General features: G+C 68.7%; 20 protein-coding genes and 1 tRNA gene. 13 read left to right on the top strand and 8 right to left on the bottom strand.

Annotated elements, in window-relative coordinates:
* Positions 1-73: 73 nt before the first annotated feature.
* The gene (locus DSHI_RS04430; protein WP_012177543.1) at positions 74-2,257 is read right to left on the bottom strand and encodes a xanthine dehydrogenase family protein molybdopterin-binding subunit; all 2,184 of its coding nucleotides are present in this window, start codon (positions 2,255-2,257) and stop codon (positions 74-76) included.
* A gap of 1 nt (position 2,258) precedes the next feature.
* Positions 2,259-2,717, bottom strand: coding sequence for a (2Fe-2S)-binding protein (locus tag DSHI_RS04425; protein WP_012177542.1), 459 nt, complete (start codon positions 2,715-2,717; stop codon positions 2,259-2,261).
* A gap of 214 nt (positions 2,718-2,931) precedes the next feature.
* Here DSHI_RS04425 and DSHI_RS04420 point away from each other — a divergent pair, with 214 nt between their 5' ends.
* From DSHI_RS04420 to DSHI_RS04380, 9 genes are all read left to right on the top strand, one after another.
* Positions 2,932-3,168, top strand: a complete 237-nt coding sequence (locus DSHI_RS04420) for an Lrp/AsnC ligand binding domain-containing protein (RefSeq protein ID WP_012177541.1) — start codon at positions 2,932-2,934, stop codon at positions 3,166-3,168.
* Between the two features lie 32 nt (positions 3,169-3,200).
* Entirely contained in the window at positions 3,201-4,340 is a 1,140-nt protein-coding gene (locus DSHI_RS04415; protein ID WP_012177540.1) for an ABC transporter substrate-binding protein, read from the top strand.
* A 128-nt stretch (positions 4,341-4,468) separates the two neighbouring features.
* On the top strand, positions 4,469-5,386 hold the full coding sequence (locus tag DSHI_RS04410; protein WP_012177539.1) for a branched-chain amino acid ABC transporter permease: 918 nt from the start codon (positions 4,469-4,471) through the stop codon (positions 5,384-5,386).
* A gap of 1 nt (position 5,387) precedes the next feature.
* Positions 5,388-6,362, top strand: a complete 975-nt coding sequence (locus DSHI_RS04405) for a branched-chain amino acid ABC transporter permease (protein ID WP_012177538.1) — start codon at positions 5,388-5,390, stop codon at positions 6,360-6,362.
* The gene (locus DSHI_RS04400; RefSeq protein WP_012177537.1) at positions 6,359-7,111 is read left to right on the top strand and encodes an ABC transporter ATP-binding protein; all 753 of its coding nucleotides are present in this window, start codon (positions 6,359-6,361) and stop codon (positions 7,109-7,111) included. The genes DSHI_RS04405 and DSHI_RS04400 overlap by 4 nt, the downstream gene beginning before the upstream one ends.
* Positions 7,108-7,800 (top strand): ABC transporter ATP-binding protein, encoded by a 693-nt coding sequence (locus DSHI_RS04395; RefSeq protein WP_012177536.1) that lies wholly within the window; start codon positions 7,108-7,110, stop codon positions 7,798-7,800. The genes DSHI_RS04400 and DSHI_RS04395 overlap by 4 nt, the downstream gene beginning before the upstream one ends.
* A gap of 255 nt (positions 7,801-8,055) precedes the next feature.
* Complete coding sequence (locus DSHI_RS04390) at positions 8,056-11,394, top strand: transglutaminase family protein (RefSeq protein WP_012177535.1); 3,339 nt, start codon at positions 8,056-8,058, stop codon at positions 11,392-11,394.
* An 8-nt stretch (positions 11,395-11,402) separates the two neighbouring features.
* Complete coding sequence (locus tag DSHI_RS04385) at positions 11,403-13,817, top strand: circularly permuted type 2 ATP-grasp protein (protein ID WP_012177534.1); 2,415 nt, start codon at positions 11,403-11,405, stop codon at positions 13,815-13,817.
* Positions 13,818-13,826: 9 nt separating this feature from the next.
* Entirely contained in the window at positions 13,827-14,714 is an 888-nt protein-coding gene (locus DSHI_RS04380; RefSeq protein ID WP_012177533.1) for a transglutaminase family protein, read from the top strand.
* 29 nt (positions 14,715-14,743) lie between these two features.
* Here the strand turns inward: DSHI_RS04380 and DSHI_RS04375 are convergent, their stop codons facing one another.
* From DSHI_RS04375 to DSHI_RS04355, 5 genes are all read right to left on the bottom strand, one after another.
* A complete protein-coding gene (locus DSHI_RS04375; protein WP_012177532.1) occupies positions 14,744-14,947 on the bottom strand; it encodes a hypothetical protein in 204 nt (67 codons plus the stop codon).
* Between the two features lie 84 nt (positions 14,948-15,031).
* Entirely contained in the window at positions 15,032-16,930 is a 1,899-nt protein-coding gene (locus DSHI_RS04370; protein ID WP_012177531.1) for an acyl-CoA synthetase, read from the bottom strand.
* A gap of 212 nt (positions 16,931-17,142) precedes the next feature.
* Positions 17,143-18,951: an ABC transporter transmembrane domain-containing protein gene (locus DSHI_RS04365; RefSeq protein ID WP_012177530.1), complete on the bottom strand. Its 1,809-nt coding sequence runs from the start codon at positions 18,949-18,951 to the stop codon at positions 17,143-17,145.
* 71 nt (positions 18,952-19,022) lie between these two features.
* Positions 19,023-19,096: transfer RNA gene (locus DSHI_RS04360), tRNA-Gly, on the bottom strand.
* A 192-nt stretch (positions 19,097-19,288) separates the two neighbouring features.
* Positions 19,289-19,954 carry an SOS response-associated peptidase gene (locus tag DSHI_RS04355; RefSeq protein ID WP_012177529.1) on the bottom strand — a complete coding sequence of 222 codons (666 nt, stop codon included), beginning with the start codon at positions 19,952-19,954 and terminating at the stop codon, positions 19,289-19,291.
* Positions 19,955-20,150: 196 nt separating this feature from the next.
* On the opposite strand from DSHI_RS04355, the gene DSHI_RS04350 reads away from it, so the two are divergent.
* Positions 20,151-22,343, top strand: coding sequence for a DEAD/DEAH box helicase (locus DSHI_RS04350; protein ID WP_012177528.1), 2,193 nt, complete (start codon positions 20,151-20,153; stop codon positions 22,341-22,343).
* 59 nt (positions 22,344-22,402) lie between these two features.
* Here DSHI_RS04350 and DSHI_RS04345 read toward each other — a convergent pair whose 3' ends face one another.
* Complete coding sequence (locus DSHI_RS04345; protein ID WP_044028361.1) at positions 22,403-23,989, bottom strand: bifunctional metallophosphatase/5'-nucleotidase; 1,587 nt, start codon at positions 23,987-23,989, stop codon at positions 22,403-22,405.
* Positions 23,990-24,114: 125 nt separating this feature from the next.
* Between DSHI_RS04345 and DSHI_RS04340 the strand changes: the two genes are divergently transcribed.
* From DSHI_RS04340 to arsC, 3 genes are read left to right on the top strand one after another with little or no spacing between them, the layout of a single operon-like run.
* Positions 24,115-24,453: a DUF952 domain-containing protein gene (locus tag DSHI_RS04340; protein WP_044028359.1), complete on the top strand. Its 339-nt coding sequence runs from the start codon at positions 24,115-24,117 to the stop codon at positions 24,451-24,453.
* Positions 24,450-25,508 carry a quinone-dependent dihydroorotate dehydrogenase gene (locus DSHI_RS04335; RefSeq protein ID WP_012177525.1) on the top strand — a complete coding sequence of 353 codons (1,059 nt, stop codon included), beginning with the start codon at positions 24,450-24,452 and terminating at the stop codon, positions 25,506-25,508. Before DSHI_RS04340 ends, DSHI_RS04335 begins: the two co-directional genes overlap by 4 nt.
* A complete protein-coding gene (gene arsC, locus DSHI_RS04330; protein WP_012177524.1) occupies positions 25,505-25,852 on the top strand; it encodes an arsenate reductase (glutaredoxin) in 348 nt (115 codons plus the stop codon). The genes DSHI_RS04335 and arsC overlap by 4 nt, the downstream gene beginning before the upstream one ends.
* The last annotated feature ends 27 nt before the right edge of the window (positions 25,853-25,879 follow it).

Below are 25,879 nucleotides of genomic sequence, written 5' to 3'. Positions count from 1 at the left end.
CAAGCGGCTTAAGCGCCTTTCAAGGCGCTTGGGCCCGGCGCGACCCCGCGCGCGAGATCGTGCCGGGCGGGGCTCAGGCAAGCCCGTGTTTGGAAAACGGCAGGACCGTGATCCGCTGGCCCGTGGCGCGGGCGACCGCGTTGGCCACGGCGGGGCCGATGGGCGGCGTGCCCGGCTCGCCCACACCGCTGGGCCCTTCGGTGGAAGGCACGATATGGACCTCGACCCGGGGCATGTCGGCGATCCGCAGCGCCGCGTAATCGGGGTAGTTGGACTGGTCCACCGCCCCGTCGGTCATGGTGATCTCCTCGCGCAGGATCCCCGAGAGGCCGTAGGCCAGCCCGCCCTCGATCTGCGCCACGATGTTGTCGGGGTTGATCGCTACGCCGCAATCCACCGCACAGGTCACCTTCTCGACTTTCACGGTGCCGTCCTCGCGGATCCGCACCTCAGCCACCTCGGCCACGTAGCTCTCGAAGCTCTTGTGGACCGCGACGCCGCGGTGGATGCCTTCGGGCGCGGGGCTGTCCCAGCCCCCCTTCTCGGCGGCCAGCCGCAGCACACCCGCCAGGCGCGGGTCGTCCCCGAGATGGGCGAGCCGGAATTCCACCGGATCGCGGCCCGCGGCCTCGGCCAGTGCGTCCATCATCGTCTCCATCACATAGGCGGTGTGGGTATGGCCCACGGCCCGCCACCACAGCACCGGCACCCCGGCGGACGGGTGATGCACGTCCATCGCCATGTCCGGCAGGCTGTAGGTGGTATCCGCCGCCCCCTCGACCGAGGAATGATCCACCCCGTCCTTGACGAGGAACTCCTCGAAGGGGGTGCCGATCATGATGCCCTGGCCGACCACGCGATGAGCCCACCCCGCGATATTGCCCTCGGCATCCACCCCGGCGCGGACCTTGTGAAGCGTCAGAGGCCGGTAATAGCCGCCCTTGATGTCGTCCTCGCGAGTATAGACCAGCTTGATCGGCGCGGGCCTGCCGGTCTCGCCCAGCCAGGCGGCCGCAATCGTCGCGGCCTCGGCCACCAGGTGGCCGTCCGCGGTGGCGCGCCGCCCGAAGGAGCCGCCCCCCCACATGGTGTTGATCGCCACGTTTTCGAAGGGGATGCCGAGCACCCCGGCGGCGACGTTGTGGTCGATGGTCTGGATCTGGCTGCCACCCCAAAGCGTCGCCCGTTCACCATCGAAGAGCACGGTCATGTTGAGCGGCTCCATCGGCGCGTGGGCGAGATAGGGGAAGTGATAGCGCGCCTCGACCACCTGCGCGGCGCCCGCGAGCTTGCCCGCCGCATCGCCGCGGGCGACGGCCGGGAGACCGGGCTGGTCCAGCAGCGCCTCGAACTCGGCGGTGATCTCTTCGGTGCCTCGGGTTTCGGCCCCCGACATATCCCATTCGATCTCCAGCGCGTCGCGGGCCTGCATGGCGCGCCAGGTGTTGTCGGCCACCACCACCACCCCTTGCGGGATGGTCAGCACCGCCTGCACGCCCGGCATGGCCCGCGCCGCCTCGGCATCGACCGAAGCCACGGTGGCGCCGAAGCGCGGCGGCCGGGCGGTCACGGCGATCAGCGCGCCCTCGGGCTTGGCATCCATCCCAAAGAGGCCCACCGAGCCGCGCGTCTTGGCGGGGATTTCCACCCGGGCCATGTCCTTGCCGATCAGGCGCCACTGGTCGGCGCGCTTTAGCGTCACCGCCTCCGGCACCGGCTGCGCGGCGGCGGCACTGGCCATGTCGCCGAAGCTGGCGGAGTTCGCGCCACTCGACAGCGTGCCGTCCGCAACGGTCACGGCCTCTGGGGCGACGCCCCAGGCTTGCGCCGCCGCGGCCACAAGCATGGCGCGGGCCGAGGCCCCGGCCTCGCGGTACTGGGTGAAGGAATTGCGCATGGCGGTGGACCCGCCGGTGCCCTGCACCCCGAACAGGGAGTTGGCATAGACCTGCGGGTTGGAGGGCGCGAATTCCACCGCGATCTGGTCCGGGCTGGCGTCCAGCTCCTCGGCCACGAGGGTGGCGAGGCCAGTCGCGGCCCCCTGCCCCATGTCCTGATGCTTGACCAGCACGGTGACCACATTGTCGGGCGTGATATGCACGAAAGGCTGCGCAAGGGCGTCATCGCCCATGGCCTGGGCCGCACGCGGCAGCGCACCGCCAAGCAGCAGCCCGCCGACCGCGCCGGCAGAGAGTTTCAGGAAGGCGCGGCGCGACGGCCTGGGCGCGGCGAGGGCGGTGTCGAGGTAATGCAGCATCTCAGGCCTCCATGATTTCGGCGGCCTGGTGGATTGCCTTGCGGATCCGGGCATAGGTGGCGCAGCGGCACAGATTGCCGTCCATGGCGAGGTCGATATCCGCGTCCGTGGGTTTGGGTGTCTCGACCAGCAGGGCGGCGGCGGACATGATCTGGCCCGACTGGCAGTAGCCGCATTGGGGCACCTGGGCTTCGATCCAGGCGGCCTGCACCGCGGCGGCGGCCTTGCTGTCGACGCCTTCGATCGTGGTCACGGAGGCGCCTTCGAGATCGCCCACCGCCATCTGGCAGGACCGCATGGCGACCCCGTCCACATGCACGGTGCAGGCCCCGCAGGACGCGACCCCGCAGCCGAATTTCGTCCCCGTGAGGTTGAGTTCGTCGCGCAGCAGCCACAGCAGCGGCATGTCCTGTTCGACATCGACCGTGGTTGGCGCGCCATTGAGCGTGAAGCTGACCATCGAGACCTCCCTGTCTCCGTGTGCGTTGACAAGCAGGTAGTGTGACCCCTTGGGACTGTCGAGGATAGTCTCGATCGCGCGGGCTCGTGCACAATCCCGGCATCAAAGCCGCGATTTTGCGCGAAAGGCGACGAAAATTCCCGAAATCCCATGCATGAAGTCTGGTCTTTCGGGCCAAAAACGGGTTCGGTTCGCCAAAAGGGAGGCGTCTGCCATGACCTGCGTTTTTGTCCAGATCCGCTGCCGTCCGGGAACCGCCTACCGGGTGGCCGACGACATCACCCTGCGCGAGATCCACTCGGAGCTCTATTCCACCAGCGGCGAATACGACCTGCTGATGAAGCTCTATATCCCCGAAGGCGCGGATGTGGGGCGGTTCATCAACGAGAACCTGCTCGATATCGACGGGATCGAGCGGACGCTGACAACACTGACCTTCAAGGCGTTCTGAGAAACGCCGGACACCGATAGGGGAGAGACCAAATGAAGCTGAAAACCACCCTGATGGCGGCCCTGCTGGCCGCGACGACCGCGGGCGCGGGCTGGGCCGACCCGGTCAAGGTCGGGATGATCACGACGCTGTCGGGCGGGGGCGCGGGGCTGGGCATCGATGTGCGAGACGGCTTCATGCTGGCGGTCAAGCAGGCGGGCAACCCGGACCTGGAGGTGGTGATCGAGGACGACCAGCGCAAGCCGGACATCGCGGTGCAGCTGGCCGACAAGATGATCCAGTCCGAGAAGGTCGATGTGTTGACAGGCATCATCTTTTCCAACCTCGCCATGGCGGTGATCCCGGCGGCGACCGCGCAGGGCAAGTTCTACCTGTCGCCCAATGCGGGGCCTTCGGCGCTGGCCGGGCGCGGGTGCCACCCGAACTATTTCAACGTGGCCTGGCAGAACGACAACCTGCATGAGGCCGCGGGCGCTTATGCCAACGAGGCCGGGTTCAAGAACACCTATATCCTCGCGCCAAACTACCCAGCGGGGCAGGATGCGCTGACCGGGTACAAGCGGTTCTATGAAGGCGCGCTGGCGGGAGAGTTCTACACCAAGCTGGGCCAGACCGATTATGCCGCCGAGATCGCACAGATCCGGGCGTCGGGGGCGGACTCGGTGTTCTTCTTCCTGCCCGGGGGCATGGGGATTTCCTTCCTCAAGCAATACGCAGCTTCCGGTGTGGACCTGCCGGTGGTGGGCCCGGCCTTCAGCTTCGACCAGGGGATCCTGCAGGCGGTGGGCGAGGCCGCGCTGGGGGTGAAGAACACCAGCCAGTGGAACAAGGATCTCGACAACCCGGCGAACGTGGCCTTTGTCGAGAGCTTCCAGGCGGAGTACGGGCGGCTGCCCTCGCTCTATGCCAGCCAGGGGTTCGACACTGCCAACCTGCTGCTGAGTGCGATGGCCAAGGCGGACGTGTCGGACACCGAGGCCTTTCGCGCGGCGCTGAAGGAGGCCGATTTCGCCTCCACCCGCGGGGATTTCCGGTTCGGGCCGAACAACCATCCGATCCAGGACATCTACGTGCGCGAGGTGATCCAGGAGGGGGACGTGTTCACCAACAAGACCCTGGGCGTGGCGCTGGAGGACCGCGGCGACGCCTATGCGGACGAGTGCCGGATGTAGGCAGACCGGGTGAGCCGGGGCGACCAAGCGCCTTGCAAGGCGCTTGACAAGGCTCTTGCAAGAGCCTTGGTCGCGCGGGGTTCGCCCCGGCGCGACGGGTCCAGGGCGGTGAAGACACAGGCAGGCAGATGAGTGCGATCCTCCTGATCGAGCAGGTCCTGAACGGGCTGCAATTCGGCGTGATGCTGTTTCTGATGGCGGCCGGGCTGACGCTGGTCTTCGGCGTCATGGGGTTGATCAACCTCGCCCATGGCTCGCTCTACATGGTCGGCGCGTTTGCCGCCGCCGCCGTGGCCGGGGCGACGGGCTCCTTCGTGCTGGGCCTCGCCGCCGCGCTGGCGGCGGCCGCCGCCGCGGGCGCGCTGATCGAGGTGACGATCATCCGGCGGCTCTATGCCCGCGACCATCTCGACCAGGTGCTTGCGACCTTCGCGCTGATCCTGATCTTCTCGGAGGGCACGCGCTGGATCTTCGGGTCCTTTCCGCTGTTCCTGGAGGTGCCCGCGGCGCTTTCCGGCCCGGTCACCCTGCCCTTCGGGATCGAATACCCGGCCTACCGGCTGGCGATCATCGGGATCGGGCTGGCGATTGCCGCGGCCCTGTTCTGGCTGATCGCCAAGACCCGGATCGGCGTGCAGATCCGGGCGGGCGAGGCGGATCGGGAGATGATCGCGGCCCTGGGCGTGGATATCGACCGGCTCTACACGCTGGTCTTTGCCCTTGGCGCGGCCCTTGCGGGGCTGGCGGGGGCGCTGGTGGGCGCGCTCCAGTCGGTGCAGGTCGGCATGGGCGAGCCGGTGCTGATCCTGGCCTTCGTGGTGATCGTGATCGGCGGGATCGGGTCGATCAAGGGGGCCTTTGTCGGCGCGCTCCTGCTGGGGCTGACCGACACGCTGGGGCGCACGCTCCTGCCCGTGGCGTTCGGCACGGTGCTGGAGCCGTCCATGGCCACGGCGGTGGGCTCGGCGCTGGCCTCCATGGCGATCTACATCCTGATGGCCGGGGTGCTGATCTTCCGGCCCAGCGGCCTGTTCGGGCAGAGCTGACATGGGCCGGGAGACTTGGATCAACTTCGCAATCGCGCTCGGCCTGCTGGCCGTGCCGCTCTGGGCCTGGGTGGCGGACGAGCCGTTCACGATCACGCTGGCGACCCGGGTGGCGATCCTGGCGCTGGCCGGTGTCGGGCTGAACCTGGCGCTGGGGTTGGGGGGGATGGTGAGCCTCGGGCATGCCCTGTTTTTCGGGATCGGGGGGTATGCGATGGGCATTCTCGCCCACCACGCGCAGACCTTCGATCCGCTGATGGAGGCGCCCTTCGTGATCGAGGGCACGAAGTCGATGCCGGTGATATGGCTGACCGCAATGGCCCTGAGCGCGCTGGCCGCGCTGGCCGTGGGCGCGCTGTCCCTGCGCACCACGGGGGTCTATTTCATCATGATCACCCTCGCCTTCGGCCAGATGTTCTACTACTTCGCCATTTCCTGGCCCGCCTATGGCGGCGAGGACGGGCTGTCGATCTATGTGCGCAACGGCTTTCCGGGGCTGAACACGCTCGACCCGATCCAGTTCTTCCTGCTGTGCTACGGGCTGCTGCTGCTGGCGCTGTTTGTCTGCGCGCGGATCACCGCGTCGCCCTTCGGTCTGGCGCTGTCCACCGCGCGGCAGGCCCCGGCGCGGGCGGAGACGCTGGGCTTCTCGCCCTTTCGGTTGCGGCTCATCGCTTTCACCATCTCCGGCGCGATCACGGGGTTGGCGGGCGCGCTCTTCGCCGATCTCAACCGGTTCGTCAGCCCCGCCATGTTCAGCTGGCACACCTCGGGCGAGATCATGGTCTTCGTGATCCTCGGCGGGGTCGCGCGGCTCTTCGGGCCGGTGGCGGGCGCCGCGCTCTTCATCCTGCTGGAGCATTGGCTGGGCGGGCTGAGCGAGTACTGGCTGATCTATCTCGGGGCGCTTCTGCTGGGCGTTGTGCTCTTCGCCAAGGGCGGGCTGGTGGGCACGCTGCTGCGGGGGCGGGCGTGAGCGCGCCGATCCTCGCCCTTGACCGGGTGACCAAGCGGTTCGGCGCGCTGGAGGCGAGCCGGGCGGTCAGCCTCGATCTGCGCCCCGGCGAGATCCACGCGCTGATCGGGCCGAACGGGGCGGGCAAATCCACCCTGATCGCGCAGATCACCGGGGCGCTGCGGCCCGATGCGGGCACGGTGAGCCTGGAAGGGCGGGACATCACCGGCCTGCCCACCCCGGCGCGGGCGCGGCTCGGCCTAGCGCGGACGTTTCAGATCTCGCAGCTGGCGATGGGTCACACGGTGCTGGAGAACGCGGTTCTGGGCGCGCAGGGGGCGACGGGCGCGCGGCTGTCGCTCTGGCGGCCGATCCTCAAGGACGCTGCCCTGCGCGCGGTGGCCGAGGCGGCCTTGCAGCGCGTCGGGCTGGCCGAACATGCGGGCGCGGTCACGGCGGAACTGTCCCACGGACAGCGGCGGCAACTGGAGGTCGCCGTGGCGCTGACACTCGCGCCGAGGCTGTTCGTGATGGACGAGCCCATGGCCGGGCTGGGCCTGGAGGGGACGGCGGCGATGACCGGGCTGCTCGATGGGCTGCGGGCCGAGGCGCCGATCCTGCTGGTAGAGCATGACATGGACGCGGTCTTTGCCCTGGCAGACCGGATCACCGTGCTGGTCGCGGGGGAGGTGATCGCCACCGGCGCGCCGGAGGAGATCCGCCGCAACCGCGATGTGCGCGTCGCCTATCTGGGCGAGGAGGGGCCGTGAGCCCGCTGGTGCAGATCGAGGGCGTGACCGCCGCCTATGGCGCATCCCAGGCGCTGTTCGGGGTGGACCTGACCCTGAAAGAGGGCGGGGCGCTGGCCCTGATGGGGCGCAACGGCATGGGCAAGAGCACGACGCTCAAGACCCTGTGCGGACTGCTGCCGCCGACCGGCGGCCGCGTGCGCCTGGCGGGGGTGGAGATCACCGGGCGGCCCGCGCACCGGATCGCGCGGCTCGGGGTCGGGCTGGTGCCCGAGGGGCGTCGGTGTTTCGCGCCGCTGACCGTGGCGGAGAACCTGTTGGCCGCGGCACGTCCGGGGCCGTGGGACATGGCGCGGGTGGGCGCGCTTTTCCCGCGGCTGGCCGAGCGCCGGGACCAGGTGGCGCGGTCGCTCTCGGGGGGCGAGCAGCAGATGCTGGCGATCGGGCGGGCGCTGATGACGAACCCGCGGCTTCTGGTGCTGGACGAGGCCACCGAGGGGCTGGCCCCGGTGGTCCGGCAGGAGATCTGGGCGGCCATCGCGCGGCTGCGCGCGGAAGGCGGGCTGAGCCTGATCCTGGTGGACAAGTCCCTGCGGGAGTTGCGGCAGGTGGCCGATACGGCGGTCATCCTCGCCCGGGGCAGGACGGTCTGGTCCGGTTCGATCGACGCGCTTGGGGCCGAGCAAACCAACCGCTGGCTGGGCGTGTAGGGGCCGCGCCCCGGGATCAAACCGGTCCCGGCCAAACTGCCCGCGCTCTGACCAGAGGATATCGAGGTCGCCACACGGGCCGCGCGCCCGGAGCAGCGCCGCATCGGTCCAACCCGCAAGGGCGCGCCCCCATCGCCCCTGCCCGCCCCCAGCACCTCGGACCGGCGGCTTCGCCCCGACCATCCGGCCCTTGCAAAACCGACCGGGTGGTCTAGGACGAACCAACAGAGGCCATTTCCCGGAAGGCGGCAGTCCATGTCCATCACGGCCAGCATCTATCACCTGACCCATTACAAGTACGATCGCCCCGTGACACTCGGGCCGCAGATCATCCGCCTGCGCCCGGCGCCGCACAGCCGGACCCGGGTGATCTCCCACGCGCTGAAGGTGTCGCCCGAGGGGCATTTCGTGAACCACCAGCAGGACCCCTATGGCAACTGGATGGCGCGCTTCGTCTTCCCGGAGCCGGTGCGGGAGCTGAAGATCGAGGTCGACCTGGTCGCGGACATGTCGGTCTACAACCCGTTCGACTTCTTCGTGGAGGACACCGCCGAGGAATGGCCCTTTGCCTATCCCGAGGATCTCGCCGCGGATCTGAGCATCTACAAGGCGCCCGAGGCGGCGGGGCCGCGCCTGCGGGCCTATCTCGACGCGCTGCCGCGGGACACGTCGCGGACGGTGGATTTCCTCGTCGGGCTGAACGCGCGGATCGCGCGGGATATCGGCTATGTCATCCGGATGGAGCCGGGGGTGCAGACCGCTGAAGAGACCCTGACCGTGGGCAAGGGGTCGTGCCGGGACAGCTCCTGGCTGCTGATCCAGATCCTGCGGCACCTGGGCTTCGCGGCGCGGTTCTGTTCGGGCTACCTGATCCAGTTGAAACCGGATCTCGAGGCGCTGGACGGCCCGTCGGGGACGGATCACGATTTTACCGACCTGCATGCCTGGGCCGAGGTGTACCTGCCCGGCGCGGGGTGGATCGGGCTCGACCCCACCAGCGGGCTTCTGGCGGGCGAGAGCCACATCCCGCTGGCCGCCACCCCCCATTACCGCAACGCCGCCCCGATTGCCGGCGTGGCCAGTGCCGCCAATGTCGAGTTCAACTTCGACATGCAGGTCACGCGCACCGCCGAGCATCCGCGCATCACCAAGCCGTTTTCCGATACCGCGTGGGAGGCTCTGAACGATCTGGGCCGCAAGGTCGACGCCAAGCTCGATGCCGGCGACGTGCGGCTGACCATGGGGGGCGAGCCGACCTTCGTGTCGATCGACGATTTCGAGAGCGCGGAATGGAACACCGCTGCCGTGGGCCCGACCAAGCGGGCGCTGGCCGATACGCTGATCCGGCGGTTGCGCGACCGCTTTGCGCCGGGCGGGTTTCTGCATTACGGGCAGGGCAAGTGGTATCCGGGGGAGACCCTGCCGCGCTGGACCTTCTCGCTCTACTGGCGCGGGGACGGCAAGCCGCTCTGGACCAATGCGGACCTGATCGCGCGGGAGAAGACCGACGCCACCCCCGGCCCGGAGGCGGCCGAATCCCTGCTGTCGGGCATCGCGGCAGCCCTTGGCGTGCCCGAGGACAACGTGACCCCCGCCTATGAGGACCCGGCCGAGTGGCTGGTGCGCGAGGCGCAGCTGCCCGAGAACGTGAGCCCCGAGAATTCCAAGCTGAAAGACCCCGAAGAGCGCCACCGCATCGCGCGGGTGTTCGAGCGCGGCCTGACCGAGCCGTCGGGCTACGTCCTGCCGGTGCAGCGCTGGCAGGCGAAGGCGGGCGCGGGCTGGCGCTCGGAGCGCTGGTCGCTCCGGCGTGGCAAGCTGTTCCTGACCCCGGGCGACAGCCCCGTGGGCTACCGGCTGCCCCTGGGCTCCCTGCCGCATGTGCCGGCGGCCAGCTACCCCTACACCTATCCGGCCGACCCGTTTGCGGAGCAGGCCCCCCTGCCCGAGCCCGACCTCGTGGCGCGCGAAGCCGAGCGTCTGCGCGACCGGCGCGAACGCGCCCCTGCCAGCAGCACAGCCTCCGAAGGCGGCGAGACCCAGACCGCGCAGTACCTGACCGAGATCGGCGGCCCGGTGCGCACCGCGATCAGCGTCGAGCCGCGCGAGGGCAAGCTCTGCGTCTTCCTGCCGCCGGTGGAGTCGGCGGCGGATTACCTCGAGTTGCTCGCCGCGACCGAAGCCGCCGCCACCGCCCAGGGCACGCCCGTCCATATCGAAGGTTACGCGCCGCCGGGCGACAGCCGCCTCAACGTGATCCGCGTGGCCCCGGACCCGGGCGTGATCGAGGTGAACGTCCATCCCGCGCACAGCTGGGACGACTGCGTCGCGATCACCGAAGCGGTCTATGAAGAGGCGCGGCAAGCCCGGCTTGGCGCGGACAAGTTCATGATCGACGGGCGCCATACCGGCACCGGCGGCGGCAACCATGTGGTCGTCGGCGGGGCCACCCCCGAGGACAGCCCCTTCCTGCGGCGCCCGGACCTGCTGCGCTCGCTGATCCTGCACTGGAACCGGCATCCGAGCCTCTCTTACCTGTTCTCCGGCGTTTTCGTGGGCCCCACGAGCCAGGCGCCGCGCATCGACGAGGCCCGGCATGACAGCCTTTACGAGTTGGAAATCGCGCTCGCCAACATCCCCGATCCGGACAAGGGCGCGGCCCCGACGCCCTGGCTGGTGGACCGGCTCTTGCGCAACGCGCTGATCGACGTGACGGGCAACACGCACCGGTCCGAGATCTGCATCGACAAGCTCTATTCCCCCGACGGCCCCACGGGGCGACTGGGCCTCGTGGAGTTCCGCGGCTTCGAGATGCCGCCCAACCCGCGTATGTCGCTGGCCCAGCAGGTGTTGATCCGCGCCCTTATCGCCCGGTTCTGGGAGGCGCCGCTGTCGGGGCCGCTGACCCGCTGGGGCACGCAGCTCCATGACCGGTTCATGCTGCCCCATTTCCTGTGGGAGGATTTCACCGAGGTCTGCCGCGATCTGGCCGCGCACGGCCTGCCCGTGGACCCGGCCTGGTTCACCGCCCAGTCGGAGTTCCGCTTCCCGTTTTGCGGCGAGGTCACGTACGAGGGCATGACGCTGGAGCTGCGCCAGGCGCTGGAGCCGTGGCATGTGCTGGGCGAGACGGGGGCGATCGGCGGCACGGTGCGCTACACCGACAGTTCGGTGGAGCGCTTGCAGGTCAAGCTGACCGGGGCGGACCCCGCGCGCTACACCGTGACCGCCAATGGCCGCCGCGTGCCCCTGCGCCCGACCGCCTGCCCCGAAACCCGGGTGGCGGCGGTCCGCTACAAGGCGTGGCAACCGGCCGAGAGCCTGCATCCGACCCTGCCCGTGCAGGCCCCGCTGACCTTCGACATCTTCGACAGCTGGACCGGGCGGGCCCTGGGCGGCTGCCGCTACCACGTGGCCCATCCGGGCGGGCGCAATTACGACACCTTTCCGGTCAACGGCAACGAGGCCGAGGCCCGCCGCCTTGCCCGGTTCGAAGCGCACGGTCATACTGCAGGCGACCACACGCCGCTTGCGGAAACCCCGCACCCGGAATTCCCGATGACACTGGACCTGAGACGGCCCCCGAATGTCTGACATGGCCCATGCCCGATCCCCTGACTGCGCCCGCGGGTGATCCCGGCCCCTTCGGGGGCCTCTTGGGCAGCTATGTCCCGCAACCGGGCGTGGCCGATGAGCTCTTCGATGCGACGGGCGCCATCCGCCCTGTCTGGCGCCCGTTCCTGGAACACCTGGGCCGGATCGATGCCGAAGGGGTGGCCATGCGGTTCGACCGGGGCACGCAGTATCTGCGCGATGCCGGGGTCTATTATCGCAAATACGGCGCGGAGGCTGCGAGCGAGCGCGACTGGCCCCTCAGCCCGATCCCCGTCCTGCTGTCGCAGGAGGAATGGACCGAGATCGCCGCGGGGCTGATCGCGCGTGCGGACCTGCTGGAACAGGTGGTCGCCGATCTTTATGGCGAGAACCGGCTGCTGGCCGAGGGACACCTGCCTGCGGAGCTAATCGCCCAGAACCCCGCCTGGCTGCGCCCCATGGTGGGGGTCAAACCGGCCTCGGGCCATTTTTTGAACTTCATCGCCTTCGAGGTCGGGCGCGCGCCCTCGGGCCAGTGGTGGGTGCTGGGCGACCGGACGGACGCCCCCTCCGGCGCGGGTTTCGCCCTGGAAAACCGCATCGCGACCAGCCGGACCTTCCCGAACTTCTATGCCCGCGCCAATGTCCACAGGCTCGCCGGGTTCTTCCAGGCGTTCCGCGACACGCTCGTGGGCCAGCGGCAGGACCGCGACGAACCTCTGGCCCTGCTCACGCCGGGGCAGATGAACGATGTCTATTTCGAGCACGCTTACCTTGCGCGCTATCTCGGGATGCTGCTGGTGGAAGGCGAAGACCTGACCGTGGACCAGGGGCAGCTGAAGGTGCGCTCGGTCAACGGGTTGCGCCCGATCTCGGTGCTGTGGCGTCGGCTGGATGCGGAGTTCTGCGATCCGCTGGAGCTGAACGAGGCCTCGACACTGGGCACGGCGGGCTTTGTCGACGTGGTGCGCCGGGGCGGCGTGTCCTGCGTGAACGCGCTTGGGGCCGGGGTGCTGGAAACCCGCGCGATGCTGGCCTTTCTGCCGAAGATATCCCGCGCGCTGACCGGGGCACCCCTGGCGCTGCCCAACATCGCGACCTGGTGGTGCGGCCAGGCGGCCGAACGCGCCCATGTGCTGGCCCACCGCGACAAGATGATGATCAGCTCGGCCTACGCCACCCGCCTGCCCTATGACGACCCCGGCGGGACCAGCGCGCCGGAGGATTACAGCGCCGAGGGCAGCGCCCGGGTGGCGAAGCTGCTGGAGGATCGGGGCGGCGACCTTGTGGGCCAGGAGATCGTGACGCTCTCCACGACCCCTGTCTGGAAGGATGGCAAACTGGCCCCGCGCCCGATGTCCCTGCGCATCTTCCTCGCGCGCACCGCGACGGGTTGGCGGGTGATGCCGGGCGGCTATGCCCGGGTCGCCTCACGCAACAACGCATCGGCCATCGCCATGCAGGCGGGCGGGTCGGTGTCGGATGTCTGGGTGGTCAGCGACAGTCCGGTGCCCAGACCCAGCCTCATGCCCGCCCCGAGCGGCGATCCGGGGGGGCTGAATTCCGCCTACAGCCTGCCCAGCCGGGCGGCGGACAACCTCTTCTGGCTTGGGCGCTATATCGAGCGAGCCGAAGGGGCGATGCGGGCCTACCGCGCCTATTACGGATTGATCAGCGCCGGGGTCGAACCCGACGCGGACCTGCCCGATTTCATCCTGCGCGCGTTTCTGAACAGCACGGGCCGCGACCCGGTGGCCTTGTCCGAAGGGTTCCAGTCCGCGCTGGAAGCCGCGGTCGACTGTGCTGCGCGCATCCGCGACCAGGTCTCGGTGGACGGGATGCTGGCACTGAAGGACCTGCTGAAGGCGAGCCGGAAGCTGCGCGCAAACCCCATCGCGGTCGAAGAGGCGGCGGCGGCGGTGGGCATCCTGCTACGCAAGCTGACCGGGTTTTCCGGGCTGGTGCACGAGAACATGTACCGCTCGGCGGGCTGGCGGTTCATGAGTGCTGGCATGTCAGTGGAGCGGGCCAGCACCATGTGCGCCATCCTCGCCCGGGTGCTGGACCCCGATGCGCCGGACGGAGCGCTGGATCTTGCGCTGGAGCTGGGCGACAGCACCATGGCCCACCGGGCGCGGTTCCTCAGGTCGGTGAGCCCCGACAGTCTGCGCCAGATCCTTGCCCTCGACCCCGACAATCCCCGCGCGGTCGGCTATCACCTGGGGCGGCTCAAGAGCCATATCGACGCCCTGCCCCAGACCCGGCGCAGCCCGGGCCTGTCGCCGGTGGCCCGCGCGGCCTTGCAGGTGCATACGGACCTCGCCGTGCAGGTGCCCGACACGCTCACCCCGGACCGGCTGCGCACCCTGCAGCGGCAGATCTGGACCCTTTCGGACCTGCTCGCGGCCACGTACCTGACATGAGGGCGGGCGATGCTCTATGACATCCGGCTGAAGCTCGATCACACCTATGCGGGCCGGGCGGGCGGCGCGCGGCACCTGAACCGGGTGATGCCCGCGGCCCTGCCCGGACGACAGATCGTGCAGACCAGCCTGCTGACCTGCGACCCCGTGGCGGACACGCGGAACGCTTTCGTGGATTTCTTCGGCAACCGGGCGACGGTGTTCTACCACGACGCGCCCCATGACAAGATGCGGATCACCATGCAGGCGCGTGTGCGCTGCCTGACGCGCGAGCCGCAGCTCGACATCTCCCCCGACCGGAACCGGCTCGCACAGGAAATCGCCGAGGTTCGCCATCTCGACGGGCAGGCCCCGCATCACTTCCTCGGCCCCTCGCCGCGGGTGCCGGCCCGGTCCGAGATCGCGGCCTTTGCGGCCGACATCACCGCGCCGGTCACGGGGGGGGTGCTGGCGCAGATGCAGGCGCTGGGCCACGCGCTCCATGCCGAGATGACTTTCGATGCGACAGCGACCACGGTGGACACGCCGATGATCGACGCCTTCGTCAACCGCCACGGCGTCTGCCAGGATTACAGTCATATCTTCATCGCGGCCCTGCGCAGCCTGGCGATCCCCGCACGCTATGTCAGCGGCTTCCTGCGGACCCTGCCCCCGCCGGGTCAGCCCCGGCTGGAAGGCGCGGACGCGATGCATGCCTGGGTCAGCGCCTGGTGCGGCTCGGAACTGGGCTGGGTCGAGTACGACCCGACAAACGATATCACCGTGCAGACGGATCATATCGTGGTGGCCTATGGCCGCGATTATTCGGATGTCTCGCCGATCAAGGGGGTCTTGCGCACCGCCGCCAAGGGCACGAGTGCCCAATCGGTGGATGTGGCACCGGTCGGCGCGGTCTGAGCGGCGCAGCGCCCCCTGACAAAGCCGCGCTACTGCATCCCTTCCGGAAAGCGTCCGTCGTCCTGATCCGGGTTCCGCCACAGGCAGAGCCCGGCAAGGGCGATCCCGAGCAGACAGCAAAGCAGCCCCGTTCCGATATAGACCGAAAGCGCCACGAGCACCGGCGCCCCGAGGAAGAGACAAACAATCGCGCCAAGTCCGCCGAATGCCGTGCCGAGAATCGCGTAGATCATATCTTCCTCCGGGAGATCTCTCCCAAGAGGGTGCGGCGCAATCCTTACCGAAATGTTAACGGAGCCTTGCAAGCTCCATAAAATTCAGTCGATCCACTCCCAGGGCCGGGTGTAGCTGCCCAAGATGCGCGCCACCGCGTCGCCGTCCACGTCCCCGGTCTTGCGCAGGCGTGCCACCAGCCCGCGCTTCTTGTCCTCGACCACGTCGGCCACCTCGGCGGCTTGCTCCGCCTCTGCCAGCGCCCGGTCATAGACCCGCTTGATCGCGAGCTTACGCAGATCGGGCTTGAACACCTTGCCCACGGCGGTCTTGGGCAACTCGTCGAGAAATTCCAGGTGCTTGGGATGGGCCGCGCGTTCGTGCACATGCTCCTTGGCGAATGCCATCAACTCCTCGACAGTGGTCTGCGCGCCGGCCACCAGTTCGACATAGGCCGCGGGCAACTCGCCGGCATAGGCATCCGGCTGTCCGATCGCACCGACCATGGCGACCGCGGGATGGGCCATCAGCGCCTCCTCGATCTCGGCGGGGTCGATATTGTGGCCCGAGCGGATGATGAGATCCTTGGCCCGGCCGGTGATCCACAGGTAGCCTTCTTCGTCGATCCGGCCCAAATCCCCGGTCCGAAGGTAAATCTGGTCCGCATAGAGCCCCAGGTTCTTGCCGACCTCGGTATAGGTCGAACCCTCGTACACCCCGGGATTGGCGATGCAGATCTCGCCGATCTCGTCGGTCGCGCATTCATGGCTGATCGTGCCGTCATCCTCGCAATGCAGGATGCGTACCTCCGTATGGGGCAGCGGGATCCCGACGGAGCCCACCTTCTGCACCCCGTCGATCGGGTTGCAGGACACCAGGCACGTGGCCTCGGTCAGACCGTAGCCCTCGGCGATGCTGACGCCCGTCGCCTCCTTGAAACGGCTGTAAAGCTCCATCGGCAAGGGCGCGGAGCCGGAAATCCCGATCCGCAGGGTCGAGACATCCCCATCCACCGGGCGCTGCATCAGTGCCGCCAGCGCCGTGGGCACGGTGATCATGAAGGTCACCTCCCACCGCTCGATCAGCTTCCAGAAGTTGTCGAATACGCCCTCGCCGCGGTAGCCCTGCGGCGTCGGAAAGACGACATGCCCGCCGGAGGTGATGACCGACATCAGCACCGGGTAGCAGGCAAACACATGAAACAACGGCAGCGGACAGATCAGCGTGTCCTCGTGGGTAAACAGCAACTCCGCCCCGAGCCAGCCGTTGTAGATCATGCCGGAATACTTGTGCTGCGCGACCTTGGGCATGCCCGTGGTGCCACCGGTGTGGAAATAGGCGGCCACGCGGTCCTCGAAACTGTCGGGGAAGGTCAGGCCGTCGGATTTCTGCCGCGCCAGCTCGGCGTTGAAATCCAGCACCTTGGCGTGATGCCTGACCGGGTTCTTCGGCCGCAGCAGACCCGCGATCCAGCTCTTGGGCGGGCTGAGATAGCGTTTGAGATCTACCTCGAGCACATGGGTCACCCCCGGCGCCATGGCCACGGCTTCGGCGGTTTTCTGGGCCACGTCGGTCTTCAGGAAGGACTTGAGCGTGACCACGACCTTGGCCCCGGTCTCGTTCAGGATCGATGCGATCTGGTCCGGCTCCAGCAGCGGGTTGATCGGGTTCACGATCCCGGCCACCGACCCGCCGAGATAGGTCCAGACCGTCTCCGAGGCGTTGGGCAGCACGTAGGCGACCACGTCATTCTCGCCGATCCCGAGGGAGCGGAACAAGTTCGCCGCCTGGGTCGCCTTGCCGTGCAGCTCGCGCCAGGTCAGCGTCTCGCCCGCGTCCTTCGGATCAGAGGTCAGCGTGAAGGTCATCGCCCGCCGATCCCCATGGGCGTTCCTGGTCCGTGTCAGCAGCTCGTAGAGCGTCTGCGCCGGCTGTGCGGCCTCCCACGGATGCGCGGCCTCGACCTCTGCCTTGTCCGCCAGCGTCGCGATGGTGATCCCCATGGCGCTCTCCCCCCTATGATGTCTCGATGCCAGTTGGTGTGCCGTCCCTCCAGACGGCGGGCATTGCTCACCAAAGAACGGCAAAACCTGCAATGGCGCAAGCGCAGGGACGTTACGTCCCGAAGGCGCGCGCCGTGGCGTCACCCGGCATGGCGCGCGCCGATCTGACGGGATCTATCCGGAAAATTCAGCGTCGGCAGGGGGGCCGCGACTTACTCCGCCGCCAGTCCGGCGGTGAATTGCAGCCGGGCGAGACGGGCATAAAGCCCGCCCTGGGCCACCAGGGCATCATGGGTGCCCTCGGCCACGATCCGGCCCCGCTCGAACACCAGGATGCGGTCGGCCTTTTTCACCGTCGCGAGCCGGTGTGCCACGATCAGGGTCGTGCGCCCCTCGGATAGCTGCTCGACCGCGTGCTGCACCGCCTGCTCGGATTCCGCGTCGAGCGCCGAGGTCGCCTCGTCCAGCAGAAGCACGGGCGCATCCCGCAGGATCGCGCGGGCAATCGCGATGCGCTGTTTCTGCCCACCGGAGAGCATCACGCCCCGCTCGCCCACGAAGGTCTCGTAGCCATCGGGCAGACGGGACAGAAACTCGTCCGCTGCCGCCGCCTTGGCCGCGGCCTCCACCTCGGCATCGGTGGCGTCGGGCCGCCCGAAGCGGATATTCTCCCGCGCCGAGGTGGCGAAGATCACCGCGTCCTGGGGCACGAAGGCGATCTTGCGGCGGAAATCGTCGCGCCTGGCGTCGCGCAGGTCGATCCCGTCCAGCTTGATCCGGCCCTCGTCGGGATCGAAGAACCGCAGCAGCAGTTGCAGGATGGTCGACTTGCCCGCACCGGACGGGCCCACGAGCGCCACGGTCTCGCCCGGCCTGATATCGAAAGCGATCTCGTCCAGAACTGGGGTCCCCGGCCTCGCGGGATAGGTGAAGCTGACATCCTCGAAGGTGATGCGCCCCTCGCAGTTGGCCGGCATCGGGCGGGGGTTTTCGGGGTCCTCCACCGTGTCCTTCATGGTCAGGAGCTCCACCAGCCGCTCGGTGGCGCCGGCCGCGCGCTGCAACTCGCCCCAGATCTCGGACAGCGCACCGACGGAGCCCGCCACCATGATCGCATAGATCACGAATTGCACCAGCTCCCCCGGCGTCATCAGCGCGTCGCGCACGTCGCGCGCGCCCATCCACAACACCCCGACGATGCCCGTGAAGATCAGGAAGATCACGATCACGGTCATCGCCGCGCGCACCCCGATCCGCTGCTTGGCGCTGTCGAAGGACAGCTCGGTCATGCGGTCGAACTCGGCGCGGCTTTCGCGGACATGGGTGAAGGCCTGCACGGTCTGCACTGATGTCAGCGCCTCGGAGGCATTGCCCGAACTGGCCGCGATCCAGTCCTGGTTGATCCGGCTGAGCTTGCGCAGCTTGCGCCCCAGAACCACGATCGGCACCAGCACCAGCGGCACAAGGAGTAGCACCAGCCCCGTCAACTTGCCCGAAGTCAGCAACATCAGGATCATGCCGCCGATCAGGATCAGGAAGTTGCGCAGCGCGATCGACACCGAGGACGAGATCACCGACAGGATCAGCGTCGTGTCCGTGGTCAGGCGGCTGAGCACCTCGCCGGTCATGATCTTCTCGAAGAAGGCCGGGCTCATGCCCAGGGTCCGGTCGAACACCGACTTGCGGATGTCGGCCACGACCCGCTCGCCCAGCCGCGTCACGAGGTAGTAGCGCAAGCCCGTCCCGAGGGCGAGTAGGGCTGCCACCGCAATCGCCGCGCCGAAATACTGGTCCAGAAGGGCGGTATCGCGCGCGTCGAACCCGTCCACCACCCGGCGCACCGCCATCGGCAGCAGCAGCGACAAGAACGCCGTGAGAACGAGGACCACGCCTGCGGAAACCAGCAGGGTCCTGTACGGGGCGATATAGGGAAACAGCGTCTTGAGCGCGCCGATATTCTTCGACTTCGCGCGCTCTTCTTCAGCGGTCTGTGGCGCGGCGGGCGCGGATTGTCGGGCCATGGGCAGCGGCTCTCACACTCTGGCGTCCCCCCGGCGGCGGCCCCACGCCCGCACCATGGGTTCCGAAGGATTGGAGCGGGTAGACGGAATCGAACCGACATAGCCTGCTTGGAAGGCAGGGGCTTTACCATTAAGCTATACCCGCGGGTCTCAGTTTGTATATCGGGGTTGAAGCCGGGCGTGCAAGGCCGGTTTTGACCCTCCGGGTGGTCCAAAAGTCGCGCCTGTCGCGCAGGTTAACCAAGCGTTGCGCCTGCGGCGCATTCCATGCTGCACGCCCCGGCTTGCGCCGCTGCGTGCGCCGCCCGGCCCGACCCGCGCGGGCAGGGGATCCCCGTCAGGCTGGAAGCGGCGCGATCAGGTCCGGCCCGGCAGCCCGGTTGGAATTCACCGCCACATCGACCCGGTGAAAGGCCAGAAGGTCTTCGGGTGCGGGCCGCATCAGCCTTGCCGCCCCCTTGCCTGCCTCCCCCAGCCAGAGCGGCCAGTCCCCGTACCCGAGGATCACCGGCATCCGGTGGTGCAGCGCCGACATCGGTGCATTGGCGGCGGTGGTCACGATTGCACAGGTGGTGAACCGGGCCGCGGCGCCTTCCCAGTCCTGCCAGATGGCCGCGAAGGCAAGGGGCGCGTTGTCCCTGGGGTGAATGTACCATGGCAGGCGCGCGCCCTCCGCGGTCTTGGTCCATTCATAGAACCCCGTGGCCGGGATCAGACCGCGCCGCGCGCGGCAGGCGGCGCGGAAGGCCGGTTTCTCGGCGATGGTCTCGGCCCGCGCGTTGATCAGGAGCGGCCCGTCGGTCGGGCTCTTGTACCACTGCGGCAGAAACCCCCAGCGCATCGGGCGCAGATGTCGCGTGCCCGCATCCGAGGTCACCACCGCCACGTCATTGGTGGGACAGATGTTGTAGCGAGGGCCGTCTGGCAGGGCATTGGATGGCGCTGCCTCGAAAAGCTGCGCCATGGCCTCGGTCGGCAGGGTCAGGGAAAAACGTCCGCACATCGGTCCAGTGTAGCCCCCTGCGCGCCCCCGGACCAGAGCGACAGGTCGGCTATGCCGCAGCGCCGCATCGCAGTTCAGGCTGGACGCAGGCGCCCAAAGCCCCTAAGTCCGGCGGCTTGTTGAGCGCGTCCCGCGACCGGGGCGCCGTCAAACCCGAAAGCCTGCCGTGCCCACCGATGCTCCCCAAGATCCCGTGATGCCTCCCCTGCCCGCGCCCATTGCCGCGGCGCTGGCCGACAAGGGCTACGATACCCTGACGCCAGTCCAGATTGCCGTCTCCGACCCGGCGCTGGTGGAGGCCGACCTGCTGGTCTCGGCCCAGACCGGGTCGGGCAAGACCGTTGCCTTCGGGCTCGCCATCGCGCCTACGCTGCTGGCCGACGCGGCCGCGTTCGGCCCCGCCGCGGCCCCCCTTGGCCTCGTCATCGCGCCCACGCGCGAGTTGGCCATGCAGGTCCGGCGGGAGCTTGAGTGGCTCTACGGCCCGGCGGGCGCCCAGATCACCTCCTGCGTCGGCGGCATGGATGCAAGGGACGAGCGGCGCGCCCTGGGCCGCGGCGCCCACGTGGTCGTGGCCACCCCTGGTCGTCTGCGCGACCATATCGAGCGCGGTAATATCGACCTCGACGCCGTGCGCGCCGTGGTGCTGGACGAAGCCGACGAGATGCTGGACCTGGGCTTCCGCGAGGACCTGGAATTCATCCTCGGCGCAGCCCCGTCGGAGCGGCGCACCTTGATGTTCTCCGCCACGGTGCCGCCCGCGATTGCCAGCCTCGCCCAGCTCTACCAGAAGGACGCGCGCCGGATCAGCACCCGTGCCGAGACCCGGCAGCATGCGGACATCGCCTACCGCGCCATGGTGGTCGGGCCACGCGACGAGGAAAACGCGATCATCAACGTGTTGCGCTACTATGAGGCGGCGAATGCCATCGTGTTCTGCAACACCCGCGCCATGGTGAATCGGCTGACCACCCGGTTCTCCAACCGCGGGTTCCAGGTCGTGGCGCTCTCGGGCGAGCTGACCCAGTCCGAGCGCACCCATGCCCTGCAGGCGATGCGGGACGGGCGCGCGCAGGTCTGCGTGGCCACAGATGTGGCCGCCCGCGGGATCGACCTGCCCAATCTCGAACTCGTCGTCCATGCGGAACTGCCCAGCAGTTCCGACACCCTGTTGCACCGCTCGGGCCGCACGGGCCGGGCCGGGCGCAAGGGCGTCAGCGCGGTGATCGTGCCGGTGAAATTCCGCAAGAAGGCCGAGAGGCTGCTGAAATGGGCCAAGGTCACTCCCGACTGGGTCAGCCCGCCCAGCGCCGAGGATGTCCGCGCCCAGGATGCCGCCCGCCTGCTGGAGGATCCCGCTTGGGAGACCCCCGTGGCCGAGGGCGAGGCCGAGATGGTCGCGCGCCTGGTGGAGGCGTTCAGCCCGGAGCAGCTGGCCGCAGCCGTCCTGCGCGCCGGATCCGCCCAACGCTCCGCCCCCGAGGAAATTAGCGCGGGCGACATGACCCCCACGCCGCGCGTGCCCTTCGGGCCGAGTGCGTGGTTCACCCTGTCGGTGGGCCGCGCCAGCCGCGCGGAGCCGCGCTGGATCCTGCCGATGCTCTGCCGGGTGGGCGGTTTCGACCGTGACGAGATCGGCGCGATCCGCATCCAGCAGGATGAGACCTTCGTCGAGATCAAGGAGGCCGCGGTCCCCGACACCCTGCAGGGGTCGGAGGCCTCGATCACGCTGGAGGATGGCGCGGTGCTCAGCCGTCTCGCCGAGGCGCCCGACCTGTCGCAACGGGATGGCTCCGGCCCCGCGCGCAAGCCCCGGGAGGGGCGCGGCCCGGTGTCCAGCACCCGGCCTTCGGCGGCGGGACGCAAACCCCGCGCCCCGCGCCCGGCCCCCGAGGCCACGCGCCCCGAACCGGCCCCCGCGCCCGCCTCGAGCCAGGCCAACGACGCCCCCCCGGCGCGCAAGCCGCGTCACAAGGACAAGCCGCCCGCGTCGAAAGGCGCGACACCCGACGGCCCGAAACCGCCAAAGGCCAAGCCCAGATCCGCCGACCGGGACCGGCCCAAGGATCGCGCGCCCTACAGCCCCAAGGGCGGCAAGGCGGGTGGGCCGCGCGACGACAAGGGCAAACCGCGCGTCAAGGATCGCAAGCCCCCGCGTCCGGACGCAGCCGCCGCGGTCGAGGAGGTCGCCCCGCGCCGGTCCAACGCCGCGAGCGACCCGTCCCAGCGGCTCGGGCCCGATGGCAAGCCCCTGCGCGCACGCGGCAAGGGCGCCGCGAAGCCGGCCGGCAAACCGGGCGCGAAACCTGGCGGCAAGCCCGGCCGGCGCAAGACCTTCGCCAGCAAGGGCCCGGACGCCACGCCCCGGTGGAAAAAGCCCAAGCGCTAAGGCCCGGACCACGAAAAAAGGCGCCCCGAAAGGCGCCTTTTGCTTGTATACAGTGCCGCTCACTGGGCGGTGATACGTCCGTCCGTATAGGGCTGGTAAGGGCCGTTCTCCATCAGGTAGGCCGCGGTCACATCTGCCAGGTCCGGCCCGAAGTCATAGGCGTTCTTGTCGTCGCCTGCGAACATCCCGTACCCGTCGCCGCCGTTGCGGACATAGTTGTTGGTCACCACGCCATAGGTTGCTGCCGGATCGATCGGCACGAAGCTGTCGCCTTCGGCCACCATGACCTCGGTGACGCGGGCGCCCGGCTCCGCCGCCGGATCCCAGGTGAACTTCATGCCCGCAACCTGCGGGAAGCGACCGGCGCCTTCCTCGACCGCGCTGACACCGTTTTCCAGCGCGTCGATCAGGTCCTGACCGGTGGCTTCGAAGGTGGACAGCGTGTTCTGGAACGGCAGCACAGTCAGAACCTCGCCCATGGTGATCTCGCCCGCGTCGATGGACGCGCGCAGGCCACCGCCGTTCTGGAACGCGATGGTAATGCCCTGATCGGCGACGCGCGCCAGCATGGCGTCTGCCACGAGGTTGCCCATCGGGCATTCCATCGCCCGGCAGACGGAGCGGTCGCCCTCGATCGGCTCAACCGCCTCGGACACCGGGCGGGCCTTCAACTCCTCGATCGGACCGGCCAGTTCGGCCACCCGGGCGACGATACCGGCATCCGGCGTCACAGACGCATCGAGCAGGATCGTGTCGCCCGTGGCCGCGGTCACGTTGCCCGCATCATCGAAGGTCAGCTGCAGATGGCCGACATATTTCGAGTAGGCATAGGCCTGCACCACGGGGGTGTCGCCCACCATGGTCGGGTAGGGGCCCGCGGCCTTCTCGTCGCTGTTGCTCAGGAGCGTGTGCGAATGCCCGCCCACCACCGCGTCGATCCCCTCGACGGCCTCGGCGATGGCGAGATCCTTGGGCAGGCCCACATGGGTCAACGCGATGATCTTGGTCACACCGTCCGCTTCGAGCTCGGCCACATCCTGCGCCAGGGCCTCGATCTCGTTCTGGAACACCACATTGGGCCCGGGCGACGAGGTCTCCACCGTGTCGGTCGCCAGCGCCGAGACGATGCCGATCCGCTCGCCGCCGACCTCCAGCACGACGGAATTGCCGACCTTGTCGCGCAGCAGGTCCTCCCCCGTGAGGTCGAGATTGCCTGAAATCACCGGGAAGGACACCAGGTCCACGAATTCCGCCAGCTTGATCGGGCCGTCGTCGAACTCGTGGTTGCCCACGGCCATGACGTCGAAGCCGATGGCCTCCATGAATTCGGCCTCAACCGTGCCCTTGTAGGTCGTGTACATCAGCGAGCCCTGGAACTGGTCACCCGCGTCCAGCACAATCACATTGCCGCCCTCGGCGGTGATCTGGTCGCGCAGTTCGTTGATCTTGGTGGCCACGCGCCCGACCCCGCCGAAGCACTTGCCTTCGGTCTCGTCCTCGGCCGAGCAGGTGCTGTCGAACCGGTTGATCGGCTCGATCCGGCTGTGCAGATCGTTGATATGGATGACGTGCAGCGTGTACTCCGCTGTCGCCATGCCGGTGGTCAGCGCGAGGGCTGCCGCCGAACTCAGAATCCGAGACATCATCATGTCTACTCCCTGTTTGTTTTCTGAGATGAAACTGACCTGTTGCGCGGGGGGTGTCAAAGCAATCCTCGCCCGTATCCAAGCGCGATCTTGACCGCCCCCGCGAGACCGGCGATGCACGGGACATGGTGATCTACAAAATACTCCGCGCGCCCGAAAACGCGGCGTTCGAGGCCGCCGGCGAAACCGCCGGGGCGCCCATCGATCTGGCCGACGGCTACATCCATTTCTCCACCGCCGACCAGGTGGCCGAAACCGCCGCCAAGCATTTCGCGGGCGAGGACGGGTTGGTTTTGCTGGCGGTGGCCGCGGACGGGCTCGGTGACGCACTGAAATGGGAGCCGTCGCGGGGCGGCGCGCTCTTTCCGCATCTCTACCGGCGCTTGTTCCGGTCTGACATCCTCTGGTCGCGGCCCTTGCCTCTCGTGGACGGACGGCACGCCTTCCCGGAGCCGCTGGCATGAGCACGCTCGAACGCCTCGGCCTCGCGGCCTTGCAGCGAGTCGATCCCGAAACCGCCCATGGCCTGGCGCTGCGCGCGCTGAACGCAGGGCTCGGGCCCCGTTCCGGCCCGGTCACGAGCCCGCGGCTCAGCACCCAACTGGCCGGGCTGCGCCTGCCCAACCCCGTGGGGCTCGCCGCCGGGTTCGACAAGAATGCCGAAACGCTCGGGGCGCTGGCGCAGACCGGCTTCGGGTTTCTCGAGGTCGGCGCCGCCACGCCCCTGCCCCAGCCCGGCAACCCGCGTCCGCGCCTGTTTCGCCTCTCCGAGGACCGCGCCGCGATCAACCGGTTCGGCTTCAACAATGACGGGGCCGAGGCGATCGCCGCGCGGCTGGCCAGGCGTCCCGAAGGTCGGGTGGTCGGCCTGAACCTCGGCGCCAACAAGACCAGCGCGGACCGGGCCGGGGATTTCGCCCGGGTGCTCGCCACCTGCGGCGCCCATGTGGATTTCGCGACGGTCAACGTTTCGTCGCCCAACACCGAAAAGCTGCGCGACCTGCAAGGCGCCGCCGCCCTGCGCGCGCTGCTGGAGGGGGTGATGGCCGCCCGTGCCGCCCTCGTCCGCCCGATCCCGGTGTTCCTCAAGATCGCCCCGGACATGGACGACGCCGCCCTGGACGACATCGCCGGCGTAGTGACGGAGGCGGGCCTGCACGGCATCATCGCCACCAACACAACGCTGGCGCGCGACGGGCTCGTCTCGGCCCACAAGGGCGAGGCCGGAGGCCTGTCCGGCGCACCGCTCTTCGAGGCGTCGACGCGGGTGCTGGCGCGACTGTCGCAGGCCACCGAAGGCACTGTCCCGCTGATCGGCGTCGGCGGCGTGGACAGTGCGGGGGCGGCGTATGCCAAGATCCGCGCAGGCGCGTCGGCCGTTCAGCTCTACACCGCGCTGGTCTATGGCGGGATCAGCCTCGCGGCCGAGATCGCCACGGGGCTGGACACTCTGCTGGAACGGGACGGGTTTTCCACCGTGGCAGACGCGGTCGGCACGGGACGAGGAGACTGGCTATGACGGACGTTCTGGTGTGGCACAATCCACGCTGCTCCAAATCGCGGGAGGCGGTGAGGCTGCTGGAGGAGGCGGGCCATGAGGTCACCCTGCGCCGCTACTTGTCGGAAGAGCCGACCGAGGACGAGCTGCGCGCGGTCCACGCCCGGCTCGGCGGGCCGGTGCTGGACATGATGCGCACCAAGGAGGCCGCCTTCAAGGAAGCGGGCCTGAGCAAGGAGAGCGACGACGAGGACCTCTTTGCCGCCATGGCGCGCCACCCGATCCTCATCGAACGCCCCATCGCCTTTGCCAATGGCAAGGCCGTGATCGGGCGCCCGCCCGAGAAGGTTCTCGGCATCGTCTGAGCCGGGCCAAGCGATTTCGAAACCGCT

Origin of the sequence: Dinoroseobacter shibae DFL 12 = DSM 16493 (genome assembly GCF_000018145.1) — a bacterium.
GTDB lineage: Bacteria > Pseudomonadota > Alphaproteobacteria > Rhodobacterales > Rhodobacteraceae > Dinoroseobacter > Dinoroseobacter shibae.
The sequence above is the reverse complement of the archived record's forward strand: the minus strand, read 5'-3'. Positions and strand labels throughout refer to the sequence as shown.

Coding starts and splice junctions, on each gene's coding strand:
- DSHI_RS04375 (WP_012177532.1), bottom strand. CDS start 14,947: ATGATCTACGCGATTCTCGGCACGGCATTCGGCGGACTTGGCGCGATT.
- DSHI_RS04385 (WP_012177534.1), top strand. CDS start 11,403: ATGCCCGATCCCCTGACTGCGCCCGCGGGTGATCCCGGCCCCTTCGGG.
- DSHI_RS04380 (WP_012177533.1), top strand. CDS start 13,827: ATGCTCTATGACATCCGGCTGAAGCTCGATCACACCTATGCGGGCCGG.
- DSHI_RS04345 (WP_044028361.1), bottom strand. CDS start 23,989: ATGATGTCTCGGATTCTGAGTTCGGCGGCAGCCCTCGCGCTGACCACC.
- DSHI_RS04370 (WP_012177531.1), bottom strand. CDS start 16,930: ATGGGGATCACCATCGCGACGCTGGCGGACAAGGCAGAGGTCGAGGCC.
- DSHI_RS04390 (WP_012177535.1), top strand. CDS start 8,056: ATGTCCATCACGGCCAGCATCTATCACCTGACCCATTACAAGTACGAT.
- DSHI_RS04420 (WP_012177541.1), top strand. CDS start 2,932: ATGACCTGCGTTTTTGTCCAGATCCGCTGCCGTCCGGGAACCGCCTAC.
- DSHI_RS04340 (WP_044028359.1), top strand. CDS start 24,115: ATGGTGATCTACAAAATACTCCGCGCGCCCGAAAACGCGGCGTTCGAG.
- DSHI_RS04415 (WP_012177540.1), top strand. CDS start 3,201: ATGAAGCTGAAAACCACCCTGATGGCGGCCCTGCTGGCCGCGACGACC.
- arsC (WP_012177524.1), top strand. CDS start 25,505: ATGACGGACGTTCTGGTGTGGCACAATCCACGCTGCTCCAAATCGCGG.
- DSHI_RS04405 (WP_012177538.1), top strand. CDS start 5,388: ATGGGCCGGGAGACTTGGATCAACTTCGCAATCGCGCTCGGCCTGCTG.
- DSHI_RS04350 (WP_012177528.1), top strand. CDS start 20,151: ATGCCTCCCCTGCCCGCGCCCATTGCCGCGGCGCTGGCCGACAAGGGC.
- DSHI_RS04335 (WP_012177525.1), top strand. CDS start 24,450: ATGAGCACGCTCGAACGCCTCGGCCTCGCGGCCTTGCAGCGAGTCGAT.
- DSHI_RS04355 (WP_012177529.1), bottom strand. CDS start 19,954: ATGTGCGGACGTTTTTCCCTGACCCTGCCGACCGAGGCCATGGCGCAG.
- DSHI_RS04425 (WP_012177542.1), bottom strand. CDS start 2,717: ATGGTCAGCTTCACGCTCAATGGCGCGCCAACCACGGTCGATGTCGAA.
- DSHI_RS04365 (WP_012177530.1), bottom strand. CDS start 18,951: ATGGCCCGACAATCCGCGCCCGCCGCGCCACAGACCGCTGAAGAAGAG.
- DSHI_RS04430 (WP_012177543.1), bottom strand. CDS start 2,257: ATGCTGCATTACCTCGACACCGCCCTCGCCGCGCCCAGGCCGTCGCGC.
- DSHI_RS04410 (WP_012177539.1), top strand. CDS start 4,469: ATGAGTGCGATCCTCCTGATCGAGCAGGTCCTGAACGGGCTGCAATTC.